At 74.8% G+C, this 18,460-nt stretch carries 6 protein-coding genes; 1 reads left to right on the top strand and 5 read right to left on the bottom strand.

Annotated elements, in window-relative coordinates; translation table 11 throughout:
* Positions 1-121 precede the first annotated feature (121 nt).
* From ACFWIS_RS30905 to ACFWIS_RS30925, 5 genes are all read right to left on the bottom strand, one after another.
* Positions 122-7,267 carry an amino acid adenylation domain-containing protein gene (locus ACFWIS_RS30905; protein ID WP_380459315.1) on the bottom strand — a complete coding sequence of 2,382 codons (7,146 nt, stop codon included), beginning with the start codon at positions 7,265-7,267 and terminating at the stop codon, positions 122-124.
* A complete protein-coding gene (locus tag ACFWIS_RS30910) occupies positions 7,264-15,069 on the bottom strand; it encodes an amino acid adenylation domain-containing protein (RefSeq protein WP_380459312.1) in 7,806 nt (2,601 codons plus the stop codon). Before ACFWIS_RS30910 ends, ACFWIS_RS30905 begins: the two co-directional genes overlap by 4 nt.
* A gap of 32 nt (positions 15,070-15,101) precedes the next feature.
* A complete protein-coding gene (gene sbnA / locus ACFWIS_RS30915; protein WP_380459309.1) occupies positions 15,102-16,109 on the bottom strand; it encodes a 2,3-diaminopropionate biosynthesis protein SbnA in 1,008 nt (335 codons plus the stop codon).
* Between the two features lie 307 nt (positions 16,110-16,416).
* Positions 16,417-16,707, bottom strand: a complete 291-nt coding sequence (locus tag ACFWIS_RS30920; protein ID WP_380459307.1) for a hypothetical protein — start codon at positions 16,705-16,707, stop codon at positions 16,417-16,419.
* A gap of 257 nt (positions 16,708-16,964) precedes the next feature.
* Entirely contained in the window at positions 16,965-17,267 is a 303-nt protein-coding gene (locus ACFWIS_RS30925) for a hypothetical protein (protein ID WP_380459304.1), read from the bottom strand.
* 153 nt (positions 17,268-17,420) lie between these two features.
* Between ACFWIS_RS30925 and ACFWIS_RS30930 the strand changes: the two genes are divergently transcribed.
* Positions 17,421-18,434, top strand: a complete 1,014-nt coding sequence (locus ACFWIS_RS30930; protein WP_380459302.1) for a LuxR family transcriptional regulator — start codon at positions 17,421-17,423, stop codon at positions 18,432-18,434.
* Positions 18,435-18,460: the final 26 nt, after the last annotated feature.

The raw sequence follows: 18,460 nt of genomic DNA on the forward strand, positions 1-18,460 counted from the left end.
GAGTTCCCGGAAATCGTCCGGTTCCGGGCGCAGTGCCCCCGGGATGGAATTTCCGGGGCGGCCGCCGGTTCTTTCAGGGTGGCCAGTTCAGGGCCATTTCAGGTCGGCCATTCCAGGATGGCTATGCCAGGACGGCCGACAGGGTCTTTCCGATGAATGCGGCCGGCGCCGGTTCGAGCATCGAGTCGTGGTCGCTGTCGACCGGGTGCCGGAGGATGCGGCCGGTCACGTGCTCCCGCCAGGACTCCGCGTCCGGGTCGCCGGGGGCGAGGCCGCGGGTGGCCGTGAACAGGAGCAGGTCGCCCCGGTAGTGGCCGGGCCGGTGGGCGTCGCCCAGCAGGCTGTGGGTGCGGATCACCCCGAGCAGCCTGACCAGCTCGGTCTCGTCCAGTTCCGCGAGCGCGTTGCCGGCCTCGGCGAGGCGTTCGCGGGCGATGGCGAGGTCGACCGGGCCGTCGCCGGGGAGGCCGGCCCGTTCGAGCAGTTCGGTCAGGACGGCCGCGTCGTCCGGCGCGTCCTCGGCGGGCGAGCCGCTGCCGGGGTAGCCGTCCAGGTCGGCGAGCAGTTCGACCTGTTCGCCGCGGGCCTGCAGCTGGACGGCGATCTCGTGGGCGACAACCCCTCCGAACGACCAGCCGAGAATACGATAAGGCCCCTGCGGCTGGATTTCCAGCATTTCGCCGAGATATTTTCCGGCGATTTCTCGGACGGACTCCGGGGCCTTTTCCGAGGAACGCACCCCGGCCGCCTGGAAAGCGTACACGGGAATGTCCGCGTCAATTTCCGCGGCGAGGGTCAGGAACGGCCAGCCGAGTCCGACGGCGCCGTGCACGCAGAACAGCGGCCGGCCGGTGCCGGTCGGGCGGACGGCCAGGACGGGCGCGAACGGATCCTCGGGCACACCGGTGCCGTCGACCGTGCCGGCCACCAGGGCCAGCCCGGCCACGGTGCGGTGCGCGAAGACGTCGGCGGGGGTGAGCGACAGCCCGGCCGCGCGGGCCCGGGTGACCAGCTGGATGGACTTCAGGCTGTCGCCGCCCAGCTCGAAGAAGCCGTCCTCGGCCCCGACCCCGTCCAGGCCGAGCACCTCGGCGAACACCCGGCCGAGCGCGAGTTCCACCGGCCCGCTGGGGGCGCGGCCGTGCGAACGGGCCACCGCCCGGTCGCCGGCCCCGGGTGCGGGCAGCGCCTTGCGGTCCACCTTGCCGTTCGGGGTGAGCGGCAGCGCGTCCAGCGGGACGTAGCCGGCCGGGAGCATGTACTCCGGCAGCACGGCCGCCAAGTGGGCGCGCAGCACGGCGGGTTCGGGACGTTCGGGGCCGGCGGGCACCAGGTAGGCGACCAGCCTGCGTTCGCCGGGCGAGTCCTCCCGGTCGATCACCGCGGCCTGTCCGACCAGCGGATGGTCGGTCAACACGGCCTCGATCTCACCGAGTTCGATCCGGAAGCCGCGGATCTTCACCTGGTGGTCCACCCGGCCGAGGTAGTCGACCGAGCCGTCCGGCCGCCAGCGGGCGAGGTCCCCGGTGCGGTACGTCCGGGAGCCGGGCGGCCCGTACGGGTCGGCGGTGAAGCGTTCGGCGGTCAGCCCGGGGCGGTCGAGGTAGCCCCGGGCCAGGCCGGCGCCGGACAGGTACAGCTCGCCGACCACCCCCGGGGGCACCGGGCGCAGCGCCGCGTCCAGCAGCCGGACCTGGTTGCCGGCCAGCGGCCGGCCGATCGGCGGGGTGCCGTCCTGGCCGGGCAGGACGTCCGCGGCCAGCGACCAGATGGTGGCCTCGGTCGGCCCGTACAGGTTGCCGACCCTCGCGGCGGCGCCGGTCAGCGCCGCGGCCAGGACCGGGGGCAGCGCCTCGCCGCCGGTCAGGACGTGCAGGCCGACCAGCGACTCCGGCCTGGTGGTGACCAGGGTGTGCCACAGCGTCGGGGTGGCCTGGAGGACGTCCGGCCGGCTGCTGCCGATCAGTCCGGCGAGCAGCTCTGGGTCGCGGACCGTCTCCAGGGGGGCGACCACCAGCCGGGCGCCGCCGAGCAGCGGGGCCAGCAGCTCCAGGTTGGCGATGTCGAAACCGAAGGTGGTGACGGCCAGCAGGGTGCGCCCGGCGGTGAGGTCGAGCCGGCCCGCCAGGTCCAGCAGGTGGTTGACCAGCGCACCGCGCGGCACCACGACGCCCTTGGGGCGGCCGGTGGAGCCCGAGGTGTAGATGACGTACGCGGCGTGCTCGGGCCGTACCGGCGCGGCCAGTTCGGCCGGGCTCAGGTGGTGTGCCGGCTGGCCGTCGACCAGGGCGCGGGTGGCCGGGTCGTCGAGCGGCAGGAGCGGGCCGGCGTCCAGGCCGGGGACGGCGGCGGCCACCTCGGCCGTGGTGACGGTCAGCACCGGCCGGGCGTCCTTGACCATGCCGGCGATCCGGTCGGCCGGGTAGGACGGGTCGATCGGCAGGTAGGCGGCGCCGCTCTTGATCACCGCGAGTGCGCCGACCACCAGGTCGACCGAGCGCGGCAGGGCGATCGCCACCAGCCGGTCCGGCGCCGCGCCCTGGGCGACCAGGGTGCGGGCGAGCCGGTTGGCCCGACGGTGCAGTTCGGCGAAGTCGAGCCGCCGGTCGGCGAATTCGAGTGCGACCGCGGCCGGGTCGGCGTCCGCCGCGGCCTCCAGCAGTTCGGCCAGCGTCCGCTCGCTGGTCAGGGCGTCGGCGCCGGTCCCGATGGTCAGCAGTTCCTCCTGCTCGCCGGGCAGCAGCACCGGTGCGGCAACGATCGGCCGGTCCGGCTGGTCGACCAGGGCGCCCAGCAGGTGCACCAGCCGGTCGGCGAGGCGCTGGGCGCCGGCCGCGCTGAACAGGTCGGTGCTGTACTCCAGCCGGCCGTCCAGCCCGCCGGGGCCGTCCGGCCCGGGGAGTTCGACGAGTTCGAAGCAGAGGTCGAGCCGGGCCACGCCCAGCTCGGCCGCGCCCGCCTCGGCGGTGATGCCGGGCAGCTCCAGCCGGGCGGCGGCGTTGTTGTGCAGCGCCAGCAGGGTCTGGAACAGCGGGTTGCGGGCCGGGGCGCGCTCGGGGCCGAGGGCGTCGACCAGCTTCTCGAACGGCAGGTCCTGGTGGGCGTAGGCGGCCAGGTCGGTGGCCTTGACCCGGTCCAGCAGTTCGCGGAAGGTCGGGGCGCCGGACAGGTCGGTGCGCAGCACCAGGGTGTTGACGAACATCCCGACCAGGTCGTCCAGGGCGTCGTCGGTACGGCCGGCGATCGGGGTGCCGAGCGGGATGTCCTCGCCCGCCCCGAGCCGGCCGTACAGGGTGGCCAGGGCGGCCTGGAGCACCATGAACAGGCTGGCCCCGCTCTGCCGGGCCAGCGCGACCGCCCGCCGGTGGAGCTCGGCCGGGACGGCGAAGCTCACGCTCGCGCCGCGGTAGCCGGTGGTGGCCCGGCGGGCGGTCTCCACCGGGAGCTGGAGCTCGTCGGGGATTCCGGCCAACTGCTCCTTCCAGTAGGCGGTCTGGCGGGCGATGAGGGACTCCTGGTCGCCCTCCTCGCCGAGCAGTTCGCGCTGCCAGAGCGCGTAGTCGGCGTACTGCACCGGCAGCGGCGTCCAGGCGGGGGCGCGGTCGGCCAGCCGGGCGGCGTAGGCGGTGGAGAGGTCGCGGGTGAGCGGGCCGTTGGACCAGCCGTCCCCGGCGATGTGGTGGATCACCACGACCAGCAGGTGGTCCTCGGGGCCGGCCGCGAGCAGGGTGGCGCGGATCGGCGGCCGGTTCGCCAGGTCGAAGCTGCCGGTGGCGAACTCCGCGGCGGCCCGGTCCAGTTCGCTCTCGGCCAGTTCGCGGACGGGCAGCTCGACGGCGGCCTCGCCGACCGACAGGACGCGCTGGTACGGCAGCCCGTCGCGGTCCGGGAAGACGGTGCGCAGGCTCTCGTGCCGCTCGACCACGTCGGTGAGCGCGGCGGTCAGCGCGGCGCGGTCCAGCGGTCCGCGCAGCCGCAGCGTCCAGGGCAGGTTGTAGGTGGCGGAGGGGCCCTCCAGCCGGTCCAGGAACCAGAGCCGCTGCTGGGCGTACGACAGCGGCAGCAGCTCCGGGCGCTCCCCGGCGGTCAGCGCGGGGCGGACGGCGTCCTGGGTGAGCCGGCCGGCCAGCGCGGCCACCGTGGGGGCCTCGAACAGGGTGCGGATCGCCAGTTCGGCGCCGAGCAGCGTACGCACCCGGCTGACCAGCCGGGTGGCGAGCAGCGAGTGGCCGCCGAGCTGGAAGAAGTCCTCGTCGATGCCGACCCCGGGCAGGTCGAGCACCTCGGCGAAGGCGGCGCACAGCACCTCCTCCTGGGGGGTGCGCGGGCCGCGGCCGGTCGAGGCGGCCAGGTCGGCCTCGGGCAGTGCCTTGCGGTCCACCTTGCCGTTGGGGGTCAGCGGCAGGGCGTCCAGCACCACCAGGGCGGAGGGCACCATGTACTCGGGCAGGATCGCGGCGGCCGCCGCCCGGCCCCAGGCCGGGTCGAGGTCGCCGGTGACGTAGCCGACCAGCCGGGCGTCGCCGGCCCCGCCGCGGCGGACCACCACCACGGCGTCGCCGATCCGGTCGATCGAGCGCAGCGCGGCCTCGACCTCGCCGGGCTCGATCCGGTGGCCGCGGATCTTGACCTGGTGGTCGACCCGCTCCAGGAACTCCAGCTGGCCGTCCGGCCGCCGGATCACCCGGTCGCCGGTGCGGTACATCCGGGCGCCGGGCAGCGGGCTGAACGGGTCGGCGACGAACACCGCGGCGGTGCGGCCGGGCTGGTCCAGGTAGCCGCGGCCGACGCCGCGCCCGCCCACGTACAGCTCGCCGGGGACGCCGTCCGGGACGGGGCGCAGCGCGTCGTCCAGGACGTACAGGCCGGTGCCGCGCACCGCCCGGCCGATCGGGGCCCGGACGGAGTCCAGCTCGGCCGGAGAACCGATCACGGCGTGGGTGACGTCGTCCGAGCACTCGGTCGGCCCGTACGCGTTGACCAGCGGGATCGCCGGGTAGCGGGCGAACCAGCGGTGCGCCAGGTCGGCGGGCAGTGCCTCGCCGGTGACGACCAGCTTGCGCAGCCCGTCCAGGACGGGCGGCCGGGCGCCGTCGTCCCAGCTGTCCAGGGCGGCCCGCAGCAGCGAGGGGACGACCTCCAGCACGGTGACCCCCTCGGGGGCGACCAGGCCGAACAACGCCTGGGGGTCGGCGGCGAGTTCGCGGCCGGTGACCCGCAGCCGCCCGCCGACGACCAGCGCGGAGAGCATCTGCCAGACCGAGATGTCGAACGTGACCGGGGCGTTGTGGACCAGCACGGTGTGCTCGTCCAGTTCGAGGTCGGCGATCTTGGCGAACAGGTGGTTGACCATGCCCGCCCGGTGCACCATGGCGCCCTTGGGGCGGCCGGTGGAGCCCGAGGTGAAGATGACGTACGCCAGGTCGTCGCCGGTGCCGCGCGGGGCGGGCAGCCGCTTGGCGGTGTCCGTGCCCAGCTCCAGCACCGGGACGTCCAGTCCGGCCTCGGCCAGCAGTTCGGCGGCCATGGCGCGCTCGCCGGGGCCGGCCAGCAGGGCGCTGATGCGCGCCTCGCCGGCCAGGACGGCGCCGCGCTTGACCGGTGCGGCGACGTCCAGCGGCAGCCAGGCGGCGCCGGCGCCGAGCACGCCGAGCACGGCGGTGACGAAGCCGCAGCCGGGCTGGGCCAGCACGCCGACCGGTCCGGTCCCGGCGCCGGCGGCGACCAGCGCCCGGGAGAGGGCGCCGGCCCGGCCGGCCAGCTCGCGGTAGTCGAGCCGCTCGGTGCCGTCGGATACGGCGATCGCGGCCGGGGTGGTGCGGGCGAACTCCTGGACCCGTGCCACCACGTCCGTCCACGGGTCGGTCTCGGCCGGCTCGGGGGCGGGGACGGCCAGCCGGGTGCTCTCGCCGGGCAGCAGGAGGTCCAGCCGCCCGAGCGGGCGGTCCGGCTCGGCCCGGGCGGTGCGCAGCACGTGCAGCAGCCGCTCGGCGACGACGGCGGCCTCGGCCGGGGTGAACCGGGCGGTGTCGTAGCCGATCTGGAGCCGCAGCCGCTCGCCGGGCAGGGCCATCAGGCTGAGCGGGTAGTGGTTGGCGTCGCCGGCCCGCAGGCCGGTCAGCCGCAGCCCGGCGACCTCGCCGGCCAGCGCCTCGGGGTCGAGCGGGTAGTTCTCGAAGACCAGCACGCTGTCGAAGAGGTCGCCGACCCCGGCGAGGCGCTGGATGGTGTTGAGGCCGAGGTGCTGGTGCGGGAGCAGCAGGGACTGGCGGTCCTGGAGGGCGGACAGCAGGTCGGTGAAGCTCTGCGCCGGGTCCAGGTCGACCCGGACCGGCAGGGTGTTGATGAACAGCCCGACCATGCCCTCGACCCCGGGCAGCTCCGGCGGGCGGCCGGAGACGGTGCCGCCGAAGACGATGTCGCGCAGTCCGGTCAGGGTGCCCAGGACGGTCGCCCAGGCGCCCTGCACCACGGTGTTGACGGTCAGGCCGCGGCTGCGGGCCCAGCCGGTGAGCGCGGCGAACTCCTGCGCGTCGAGCTCCACGGCGTGCTCGCCGGGCATGCCCCTCGGTGCTTCCGGGGCGCCGGCCGCGCCGGACAGCCGGGTGGGCTCGGTGAAGCCCTCCAGCGCGGCCGTCCAGGCCGCCTCGGCCGCCGCGCGGTCCTGCCGGGCCAGGTGGGCCAGGTAGGACTTGTACGGGGCGGGGCGGGGCAGCGAGACGCCGCCGTCGGCGTAGCAGGCGAACAGCTCGCGCACCACGATGGGCATGGACCAGCCGTCGAAGACGATCTGGTGGGAGGTCAGCACCAGCCGGTGCTGCCGGTCGGCCAGCCGCAGCAGGCTGAAGCGCAGCAGCGGCGGGCGGGCCAGGTCGAAGGGGCGCAGCCGGTCGCGTCGGCAGAGCTCCTCGCTCTCGGTCTCCCGGGCGGCGGCGGGGACGGCCCGCAGGTCGACCTCCCGCCAGTCCAGCGGGACCTCGCGCGGCACGATCTGCACCGGGTCGCCGTTCTTGCGGTAGCGGAAGGCCGCCCGCAGGTTGGGGTGGCGCTCCAGCAGGGCGCCGACCGCGCCGCGCAGCCGCGCCGGGTCCAGCTCGCCGGCCAGGTCCAGCACCAACTGCACGGTGTAGACGTCGAGTTCCTCGCGGTGGTACTGCGCGTGGAACATCAGTCCTTCCTGCAGCGGTGCGACCGGCAGGATGTCGCTCAGATTGGAGCTCCGCGCGGGTCGTCGCCCGGTGCGGGGCTCGGCCGAGGCCGTGGTCACAGCTCGTCCCCCCAGTCGTCCATCTCGTCCTCGAATTCGTCGATCTCGTCCTGGCTGAGTGCCACCAGGTCGAGGTCGGACGGCGTCCAGCCGCCGGCGCCCGGCTCCCGGGTGTGCCGCACCAGGGCCCGCAGGGCGGCGAACCAGCCCTCGGCGAGGTCCTCGGCGTCGGTCTGCGCCATGGCCTGGCCGGCCCAGGTCCAGCGGGCGCTGAGCCGGGGTCCGTCCGGGCCGTCCTCGGTCACCGCGTTGACGTCCAGGACGTGCGGCAGCGGCATCCCCGGGTCGGCCCCGGCGGCCAGGGCGGCGGACTGCCCGGTCAGCGACCAGTCCTCGCCGGTGGGCGCGGGCAGCCGGCCCAGGTAGTTGAAGCCGAGCTGCGGCCGGGCGGTGCCGGACAGCTCCTCGGCGCTCCCGCCGTCCGAGCCGTGCCCGTCCAAATACCGCAGCAGGCCCCAGCCGAGCCCGTGCGCGGGCACCATCCGCAGGTGCTCCTTGACCAGCTTGAGGCTGTGCCCGGCGGCGGGACCGCCGGCCAGTGCCTCGGCGAGGTCCACCGCGCCCGGGTCCAGCCGCAGCGGGTAGGCGGTGGTGAACCAGCCGACCGTGCGGGAGAGGTCCACGCCGGGGGCGAACTCCTCGCGCCCGTGGCCCTCCAGCTCGACCGGGACCGGCCCCTCCGGCCGCCCGGTGCGGCGCCGCCAGTCGGCGACGGCGAGCGCCAGGGCGGTCAGCAGCACGTCGTTCACCTCGGCGTGGAACGCCCCGGTGACCTCGGTGAGCAGCGCCGCCGTGGTGTCGGCGTCCAGGACCAGGTGCAGCGTCCGGGCGGTGGCGAAGGTGTCCACCGCCGGGTCGGCGGCCCGGTGCCCCAGCGGGGCCTCGGCCGCGGCCGACTCGGCGCGCCACCAGTCGAGTTGGGCGCGCGTCCCGGGCTCGGCCGCGGTGCGCTCCAGCAGTCCGGACCAGTGCCGCAGCGAGGTGCCGACCGGTTGCAGCCGCACCGGCTCGCCCGCCCGGACGGCGCCGTGGGCGCGGGCCAGGTCGGGCAGCAGCACCCGCCAGGACACCCCGTCCACCACGAGGTGGTGCAGGGTGAGCAGCAGTTCCCCGGTGCCCCGGTGCCAGAGCGCCTGAACCATCACGCCCTCCCACGGCACCAGCCGCTGCCGGGCCGCGACCGCCTCGGCCGGCCAGTCGGGCGCCGGGCCGTCGATGACCCGCAGCAGGGCGGCGGCGTCCACCGTGCCGGCCTCGGTGATCAGCAGCGACCAGTCCGGCAGCAGCCGCATCCGCAGCCCGTCGTGGTGGTCCAGCACGGCCTGCAGGGCGGCGGTCAGCGACTCCCGGGTGGCGTCGGCCGGGGTGCGGACCAGGACGGCCTGGTGGAAGCCGTCCACCGGCCCGCCGAGTTCGCGCAGCCAGTGCCCGATCGGCAGCTGGCCGAGCGGGCCGACGCCGTCGTCGGTGCCGACCGTGACCGGCACCCCCTCGCCCTCGCCGTCACGGGCCACCACGGCCAGCGCCGCCGGGGTCCGGTGGGTGAAGACGTCCTGCGCGGTGACCACCAGCCCGGCCGCGCGGGCCCGGCTGACCAGCTGGATGGAGACGATGCTGTCGCCGCCCAGGTCGAAGAACCCGTCGTCGGCGCCGACCTCGGGCAGTCCGAGCACCTCAGCGAAGACCGCGCAGAACGCGGCCTCCCGGGCGTCGGCGGGGGCCCGGCCGGTGGAGGCGGCGGCGTAGTCGGGCGCGGGCAGCGCCCGGCGGTCCAGCTTGCCGTTGCCGGTCAGCGGCAGGGTCTCCAGCGGGACGAACGCCGAGGGCACCAGGTAGTCCGGCAGCTCCGCCGCGAGCGCCGCCCGCAGCTCGCCGACCGGCAGGCCGGCCGGGGTCACGTAGGCGACCAGCCGCTTGTCGCCGGGGCGGTCCTCACGGACCACCGCGGCGGCCTGCTCGACGCCCGGCTGAGCGAGCAGAGCGGTCTCGATCTCGCCGAGCTCGATCCGGAAGCCGCGCAGCTTGACCTGCTCGTCGACCCGGCCGACGTAGTCCAGCTGGCCGTCGGCCGTCCAGCGGACCAGGTCCCCGGTGCGGTACATCCGGTCGTTCAGGCCGCCGTACGGGTCGGCGGTGAAGCGCTGGGCGGTGAGCTCCGGCCGGTGCAGGTAGCCGAGGGCCACCCCGGCGCCGGCCACGTACAGCTCGCCGATCACGCCCGGCGGGACCGGCCGCAGCGCCTCGTCCAGCACGTACACCCGGGCGCCGGCCAGCGGTCGGCCGATCGGCGGCTTGACCGCTCCGGCCAGTGGTTCGCTGACGGTGGCGCAGACCGTGGTCTCGGTCGGGCCGTACGCGTTGAGCATCCGCCGGCCCGCGGACCACCGCTCGACCAGCTCGGGCGGGCAGGCCTCGCCGGCCGTGATGAGGGTCAGCCCCTCGGGCATCGGCAGCCCGACCGGCCAGGCGGCGAGCACCGTCGGCGGCAGGCAGACCACCTCGACGCCCGCCTCGGCGACCAGCTGGGCGAGCGGCTCGCCGGGCGCCCGGTCGGCCTCGGCGGCCAGCACCAGGACGGCGCCGTTGAGCAGCGCGGTGAGCAGCTCCCAGGCGGCGGCGTCGAAGCTGAACGAGGCGAACTGCAGCAGCCGGGTGCCCTCACCGACGCCGAACCGGTCGTGTTCGGCGGCCAGCGCGGCCACCGCCCGGTGCGGCACCAGCACGCCCTTGGGGCGGCCGGTGGAGCCGGAGGTGTAGATCACGTACGCCGGGTGGTCGGGCCCCAGCGGGGTGGTCCGCTCGGCGTCCTGCGGGTCGTGCCCGGGGGAGCCGGCGATCGCGGCGGTGGTCGCCGGGTCGTCCAGCAGCAGCACCGGCGCGGCGGGCTGCTCGGGCAGCCGCCCGGCCACCGAGCCGTGGCTGAGCACCGCCAGCGGACCGGAGTCCGCCAGCAGGTAGGCGATCCGCTCGCGCGGGTACGCCGGGTCGACGGGCAGGTAGGCCGCGCCGGTCTTGAGGACCGCGAGCACCGCGACGACCGCGTCGACCGTGCGCGGCAGCGCCAGGGCGACGATCCGTCCGGGGCCCGCGCCCAGGGCGATCAGGTGGTGGGCGAGCCGGTTGGCGCGCTCGTTCAGCTCGCCGTAGCCGAGCTCGGTGCGCACCGCGCCGTCCTCGAACCAGCGCAGCGCGGGCCGCTCGGGCGCGCGCCGGGCCTGGGCCTGGAACAGCTCCGGCAGCCGGACCGCGCCGACGGTGGTCGGCGTGGCGGCCCCGCTCCAGGAGCCGAGCAGCCGCTCGCGCTCCTCGGGCAGCAGGGCGTCCAGGCCGCTGAGCGGCCGGTCGGGCTCGCCGGTCAGCAGCCGCAGCAGGTGCGCCAGGCGGTCCGCCAGGCCCTGCGCGGTCCGCTCGGTGAACAGGTCGGTGCTGTACTCCAGGGTGCCGGTGAGGCCGTCCGGCTCGCCCGACGCGCCGTACTGCTCGACGAGTTCGAAGGCCAGGTCGAACTTGGCGGTGCCGTTGCCGACCGGGCTCACCTCGGCGGTGATCCCGGGCAGCTCGGGGCGGGCCCCGGCGTTGTTCTGGAAGGCCAGCATCACCTGGAAGAGCGGCTGGCGGGCCAGCGAGCGGCCGGCGCCGAGCCGGTCGACCAGCCTCTCGAACGGCACGTCCTGGTGGGCCAGGGCGGCGAGCACGGTCTCCCGGGCCCGGCCGACCAGGGTGCGGAAGGTCGGGTCGCCGCCCAGGTCGGTGCGGAGCACCAGGGTGTTGACGAAGAAGCCGACCAGGTCGTCCAGGGCGTCGTCGGTGCGGCCGGCGACCGGGGTGCCGAGCGGGATGTCGGTGCCGGCGCCGAGCTTGCCGAGCAGGACGGCCAGCGCCGCCTGCACCACCATGAACGGGCTGGCGCCGGACTCGCGGGCCAGCTCGGTCAGGGCGCGGTGCGCCGCGGCGTCCAGCCGCAGCGGCACGGTAGCGCCCCGGTAGCTGGGCACCGCCGGGCGGGGGAAGTCGACGGGCAGCGCCAGCTCTTCCGGCAGGTCTGCCAACTGACCGGCCCAGTAGTTCAGCTGACGACTCATCAGACTGTTCGGGTCGTCCGGCTCGCCGAGCAGACGGCGCTGCCAGAGCGTGTAGTCGGCGTACTGGACGGGCAGTTCGGCCCACTCCGGGGCGCCGCCGGCCAGCCGGGCCCGGTAGGCGGCCTGGAGGTCGCCGACCAGCGGGCGCACCGACCAGCCGTCGGCCGCGATGTGGTGCTGCACCAGCAGCAGCACGTGCTCCTCGACGCCGGTCTCGAACAGCACCGCGCGCAGCGGCGGTTCGGCGGCCAGGTCGAAGGGCGCGCCGGCCCGGGCGGCCAGCTCGGCGTCCAGCTCCTCGGCCGGACGGCCGGCGAACGGCACCACCGGCAGCTCGGGGCCGGCCTCGCCGACCGGGAGCACCCGCTGGTGCGGGCGGCCGTCCTCGGCGGGGAAGACGGTGCGCAGGCTCTCGTGCCGGGCCACCACGTCGGCCAGCGCCTCGGCGAGGGCCGCCCGCTCCAGCGGGCCGGTCAGCCGGACCGCGTGCGAGAGGTGGTAGGTGGCACCGGCGGCGTCCAGCTGGGAGAGGAACCACAGCCGTTGCTGCCCCGGGGAGAGCGGGACCAGCTCCGGCCGGGGGCCGGCCACCAGCTTCTCCCGGGCCGCCTCGGCACCGTCCAGGGCGAGGGCCAGGGCGTACGGGGTGGGCGCCTCGAACAGCGTCCGGATCGGCAGCTCGACACCGAGCCGCGCGCGCAGCCCGGTGACCACCCGGCCGGCCAGCAGCGAGTGCCCGCCGAGCTGGAAGAAGTCCTCGTCGGCGCCGACCTCGTCCAGCTCCAGCACCTCGGCGAACAGCGCGCACAGCAGCGCCTCGCGCTCGGTGGCCGGCGCCCGCCGCTCGCGGCGCAGCGCACTGAAGTCCGGCAGCGGCAGGGCCTTGCGGTCCACCTTCCCGTTGGGGGTCAGCGGCAGCGCGGCCAGCGGCACCAGCACGGCCGGGACCATGTAGTCGGGCAGCGTGCGGCCCAGTTCGGCGCGCACCCCGGCCGGGTCGGCGCCGCCGGTCAGGTGGGCGACCAGCCGGGCGCCGCCGGAGGGGTCCCGGGCTACGGTGACCACCGCGTCGGCCACGCCGGGCACGGCGCGCAGCGCGGCCTCGACCTCGCCGGGCTCGATCCGGTGGCCGCGGATCTTGACCTGGTGGTCGACCCGCTCCAGGAACTCCAGCTGGCCGTCGGTCCGGTGCACCACCCGGTCGCCGGTGCGGTACATCCGGGCACCGGGCGCCGCCGCGTACGGGTCTGCCACGAAGGCGCCGGCGGTGCGCCGCGGGTCGTTCAGGTAGCCGCGGCCGACGCCGCGCCCGCCCACGTACAGCTCGCCGGGCTGGCCGGCCGGGACGGGCTGCAGCGAGTCGCCGAGCACGTAGAGCCGGGTGTCGCGGACCGGGCGGCCGATCGGGGCGCGCACCGAGTCCAGCTCGGCCGGGGAGCCGATCACGGCGTGGGTGACGTCGTCCGAGCACTCGGTCGGGCCGAAGGCGTTGACCAGCGGGATGCCGGGGCGCAGCGCGAACCAGCGCCGGGCCAGGTCGGCGGGCATCGCCTCGCCGGTGACCACCAGCCGTCGCAGCGCGGCGAGTCCGGGCAACGCGGCGCCGGCCTCCCAGGCGTCCAGGGCGGCGCGCAGCAGCGAGGGGACGACCTCCAGCACGGTGACGCCCTCGGCGTCGGCGAGCGCGAACAGCGCACCCGGGTCGGCGGCGAGCTCGCGGGAGACCACCCGCAGCCGGCCGCCCGCGACCAGCGGGCTGAGCATCTGCCAGACCGAGATGTCGAAGGTGACCGGGGCGTTGTGCACCACGGTGTCGGCCTCGGACAGCTCCAGGTCGGCGTGCTTGGCGAGCAGGTGGTTGACCATGCCGTCGCGGTGCACCATGGCGCCCTTGGGGCGGCCGGTGGAGCCCGAGGTGTAGATGACGTAGGCCAGTTCGGCGGGGCCGCCGGCGGGCGCCAGCAGCTGCTCGTCGCGGGCGTCGTCGAGGGCGAGGACGGCGGGGCGGTCCGGCAGGGCGCCGAGCAGGGTGTCGACGTACGGCCGCTGGTCCGCGCCGTGCAGCAGGACGGCGGCGCCGGCGGCCTCCACCAGGGCGGCGCCGCGGGCGGCCGGGGCGTGGACGTCCAGCGGCAGCCAGGCGGCGCCGGCGCCGAGCACGCCGAGGACGGCGGTCACGAAGCCGGTGCCGGGGGCGGCGGCGATCGCCACCAGCCGGTCCGGGCCGGCGCCGGCGTCGAGCAGTCGGCGGGAGAGGGCGCTGGCCCGGGCGACCAGCTCGGCGTAGTCGAGCCGGCCGGCGTCGTCCTGGACGGCGACGGCCCGGGGCTGCGCCAGGGCGAGGGCGCGGATCCGGGGCAGCACGTCGGTGAAGACCTCCGGCTGCTCCCCGTAGCTGTTCCACTCGACCAGGACGCGCTCGCGCTCGGCGTCGGGCAGCGCGGTGATCCGGCCGACCGGCAGCTCGGTGGAGACGGTGGCGAACTCGGCGAGGTAGCCGAGCAGGGCGTCGCGGAAGAGGTCCAGCCGCTCCTGGGGGTAGCGGTCGGCGTCGCCGTCGACCCGCAGTTCGCAACCTTCCGTGCCGTTGTCCAGGAAGAGGATCTGGAGGTCCGGGACGGGGCCGGTGGACAGGTTGCGGACCTCGGCGCGGCAGTCGCCGAGGGCGAACTCGCCGCCGGTCTGCAGCACGTTGACGGTCGGGCCGAAGGTGCGGCCGGCGTCGCCGGTGAGTCCGAGCTCGCGGCGGATGGCGTCGTGCCGGTGGCGCTGGTGGCGCAGCGTGCCGCGCAGAGCGGCGGCGACCTGGGTGAGCAGGCCGTCGCGGCCGAGCGCGGGGTGCGCGGAGAGCGGCAGCGGCAGGAAGTTGGCGCGCATGCCGGGCACGGACTGGGCGAGCGGGGTGGTCCGGGCGGCGACCGGCAGGGTCAGCACGACCCGGTCGGTGCCGCAGAGCTGGGCCAGGCAGCCGGCGGTGGCGCCGATCAGCAGGGTCTGCCAGGTGACCCGCTCGGCCCAGGCGGCGTCCTGCAGCCTGGTGACGGTCTCGGACGGGATCAGGCCGCTGCTGCGCAGGGTGGCCCGGGCGGGCGTGCCGAGGTGGCCGGAGAGCACGGTGGGCTCGATGCCGTCGGCCAGCCGCTCGGCCCAGTAGGCGCGGTCGCGCTCGTGGGTGGCGGAGGCGAGGTAGTCGCGCTCCTCGGCGAGCAGTTCGGCCAGGGTCGGGTCGGTGGCGGGCTCGGCGTCGGGCAGGTCGTACTCGGCGGCGAGCCGGCGGTAGACCAGGGTGCGGCTGAAGCCGTCCAGCAGGATGTGGTTGGCCTTGACGTACAGCCAGGCCAGTTCGGGGCCGATCAGCAGCAGGGTGGCCGCGAGGGAGTCGGGGCCGAGGCTGGACGGGAGCTGCCGGTCGGCCTCCAGAAACGTTTCAGCGGCGGCCCGCGGGTCGGACTCACCGGTCAGGTCGAGCACCGGGAGGGGGCGCTCGCGGGGCGGCTCGACGATCTGCACCGGCCGGCCGTCGCGCTCGGCGAAGCGCACCCGCAGGCACTCGGTGCGGTCCTGCACCCGCTGCCAGGCGGCCCGCAGCCGGTCGTGGTCCAGCGGGCCGGTCAACTCCAGGCAGTCCGCCATGGTGAACACCGGGTTGCCCGGGTCCAGCTGCTGGGCGAACCACATCTCGCGCTGGGCATCGGACAGCGGCAGCTCTTCGGGACGCACTGCTTCAAAAGGACGCGCGACGTGACGCATCGTCATCTTACCCCCGTGGCAATGGCGTTGGGCGGCGCCAGGCGTTCGATCGCATCCAGTGCGTCGGCGCCGTAGATGTCGCGCACCCACGCGCTCTGGTAAATGGTGTCGAGGTAGCGGTCACCCAGGTCGGGCGACACGGCGACGGCGACGACGTCGTCCCGGCCGGCCCGGTGCTCCGCCAGCCAGGCCGCCGCTCCGCTGACCACCGTGCCGGTGGAACCGCCGAACAGGAAGCCGCCGCGGGCGAGCCGGTGACAGGTGCGGACGGTGTCGATCTCGGGCACGTGCACCACGTCGTCGACGAAGTTCTCGTCCAGCAGGGCCGGCCGGACGCCGGCGCCGAGCCCGGGGAGCATCCGCGGCCCGGACTCACCGCCGAAGGTGACGGAGCCGACGCTGTCCACCGCGACGATCCGGGTGGACGGCCGGTGCTCCCTGAAGTAGCGGGCGCAGCCCATCAGCGTGCCGGTGGTGCCGGCGCCAATGAACAGCAGCTCCAGGTCCGGGAATTGACTTAGGATCGCCGGAGCCGTGGTGCGGTAGTGGGCCCGCCAGTTGTCCGGGTTGGCGTGCTGGTTCAGCCAGACGTAGCGGGGCGAGGAGGCGCACAGCTCACGGACGTAGTCGAGCCGGGCGCCCAGGAACCCGGTCTCCGGCGAGGGCTCGGTGATCATGTGCACCTTGCCGCCGAGCGTTTCGATGAGCTGACGGGTGGACAGATTGGTACGTGGGTCGACGACGCAGATGAACTGGTAGCCCCGGACGGAGGCGATCATGCTCAGCGCCATCCCGAGGTTCCCCGAGGAGGACTCCACCAGGATGGAGTCGCGGTTCAGCCGTCCGTCCCGCTCGGCGGCGTCGACCATGCTGAGGGCCGCCTTGAGCTTCACGGAGCCCGCGAAGTTGAAGCCCTCGCACTTGAGGTACAGCGGGTAGTCGAACATCGCCCGCAGGTCGACGAAGAGTTCGTCCTCGTTGAACTCCTGCGGCGTTCTGATGATGGGCATCGCCCGTCCCCCTTCGCAGTGGAGTGAGTGACGGGACGTCAGTCCCAGATGATGTCGTCGCCCTGCACGGAAACGGTGCCCGTGGCGGCCGGGACGGCGGCGGTGCGGGCGGCGACAACGGTGCTGCTGCTCATGATGGATCCCCGGAGACGATGGAGCCGCGGGCCGTGGAATCGGCGGCGGCGGAACGACTGGAACGGATGAGCGCTCGGCCGGGCTCGGCTCCCGCGCTGAATCGCTGGGCGAACCCGGAATCCCGAATCGCGGGAAGGGGCTTCCGGCCCCCTTCGCGTCGAGTGGTGGGAGGTCAGTCCCAGATGATGTCGTCGGCGTGCGCGGAAGCGGCGACCTTGGCGACCGGACCGTCCCAGATGATGTCGTCGCCGTGCACCGAACCGGTCGTCATGCGAGCCGGGGTGCCCTGGGCGACCGGACCGTCCCAGATGATGTCGTCGCCGTGCACCGAACCGGCGCCCTTGGCGGCCGGGGCGGTCGCCGTGGTGGCGGCGCCGGCGACCGGCGCGGTGAGGGCGACGCCGGCGACCAGCAGGCCGAGGACGGCGGCGGTGCGGGCGGCGACAACGGTGATGCTGCTCATGATGAACCCCCGGTGACAATGGTGCCGCGGGCCGTTAAATCGGCGGCGGCGAGACAGGCCATAACGGATGAGTGCTGTGCCTGGTTCAAATTCCCGCGGTGAATGATCGCGCGGGCCCGGCTCTCGAATCCCCCCGGAAGGGGGTTCCGGCCCCCTTCGGCATGACCAAGTCTGTCTCGCACACACGTTCCGTGCCACAGTTCTCCACTGTCAGGGTCCTGCCCTGGCAGCACCCTGCACAGCGGCCGACCCCGGGGTCACTCCTCCAACAACGGCAGCCTGTCGTCGCTGAATTCGGCCGCCAGCCGCCATCCGCGCAGTTCAGGTGCATCGCGCAGGCAGCGGCTGGCGATCCGGTTCGCAGCGGAATCCAGGTTTCCGGATTTAGGTGGGCCGAGAAAGAAGACGAGATCCGCCCCCAGGGGATCGATCTCGACGTAAACGTGCTCCAGTCCGTCGGCCGGTTCGGCGGCCTTACGGAGCAGTTCGACGAGTTTGTCGGGCGTGACCTGTTCCGGCCCGACCATACCCCGAACCAGACGTCCGACAGTGATATACATGTCAAATCCTCTCGTGGGTGGACCCGCTCGAAGTCCGCAGGAAAGGGCCTGAACCCGAAACGGCGGGTGGCTGTGGGCAGGGTGTCGTAGCATGCCCCCGAGATCCGGCAATGACGTGGCGTCATCAGGTTCGAGATATCGGGGGGGCAGGCGGTGCTGTCAGTGTTAGGACTGGATCCCGACGCCGAGGCCGTGTACCGGACGGTGCTGACGCGTCCGGAGCTCGGCATCGCGGGAGTGGCGCAGGACCTCGACTGGCCCGAACAACGCGTCCGGGACGCCCTGGACGGGCTGGCCCGGCTCACCCTGATCAGGCACTCCGAGCTGGATCCCGGGCACCTGCTCCTGGTGAACCCGGAGGTCAGCCTGGCCATGCTGATCGGCCGCCAGGAGGCCGAACTCGCCGAGCGGCAGCGCCAGATCGCGCAGAGCCGGCTGGAGGCCGCCAAGCTCGTCGCCCAGTACGCGGAGAACCGCAAGGGTGAACGCGGGCTGGGCGTGGAGCAGTTGGAGGGCGTCGACCAGATCCGGCTGCGGCTGGAGGAGCTCTCGCACTCCTGCACCAGCGAGATCATGGGCTTCGCGACCGGCGGCGGACAGTCCCCCGCCGCCCGCCGAGCCGGCCAGACCGCCGACCAGGAGGTCTTCGACCGCGGCGTGCAGATGCGCAGCATCTACCTGGAGAGCGCCGCCAACGACGGCGGCACCATCTCCCACCTGGACTGGCTCACCGAGCGGGGCGCCCGGGTGCGGATAGCCCCGTCGCTCCCGATGCGCCTGGTGGTCTTCGACCGCAAGGTGGCCGTCGTCCCCACCGATCCGGACGACACCAGCGTGGGGGCCCTGGTGCTGTCCGGTCCCGGACTGGTCTCCGCGCTCTGCGCGCTGTTCGAGTACGTCTGGGAGAACGCCGCCCCGTACGGGACGGCCTCGACCAAGGGGGCCGACGGCCTGAACCCGCAGGCGATGGCGGTGCTCAGCCTGCTCGCCCAGGGCCACACCGACGAGGTGGTGGCCCGCAAGCTCGGCGTCTCGGTGCGCACTTCGCGCCGGATCACGGCGGAGCTGATGGCCTGGCTCGGCGGCCGGAGCCGCTTCCAGGCCGGGGTGATCGCCGGCGAGCGCGGTCTGCTGCAGGGCGGCGCGGCGGCGCGCGAGGTCGACTGAGACCCCCGCGCGCCCACGCCAACGGC

The sequence above is a fragment of the Kitasatospora sp. NPDC127060 genome (assembly GCF_042724935.1).
GTDB lineage: Bacteria > Actinomycetota > Actinomycetes > Streptomycetales > Streptomycetaceae > Kitasatospora.

Bases quoted from the DNA above. Each gene is read 5' to 3' on its own strand.
- ACFWIS_RS30925 (WP_380459304.1), bottom strand. From the start codon at position 17,267: ATGTATATCACTGTCGGACGTCTGGTTCGGGGTATGGTCGGGCCGGAA.
- sbnA (WP_380459309.1), bottom strand. From the start codon at position 16,109: ATGCCCATCATCAGAACGCCGCAGGAGTTCAACGAGGACGAACTCTTC.
- ACFWIS_RS30920 (WP_380459307.1), bottom strand. From the start codon at position 16,707: ATGAGCAGCATCACCGTTGTCGCCGCCCGCACCGCCGCCGTCCTCGGC.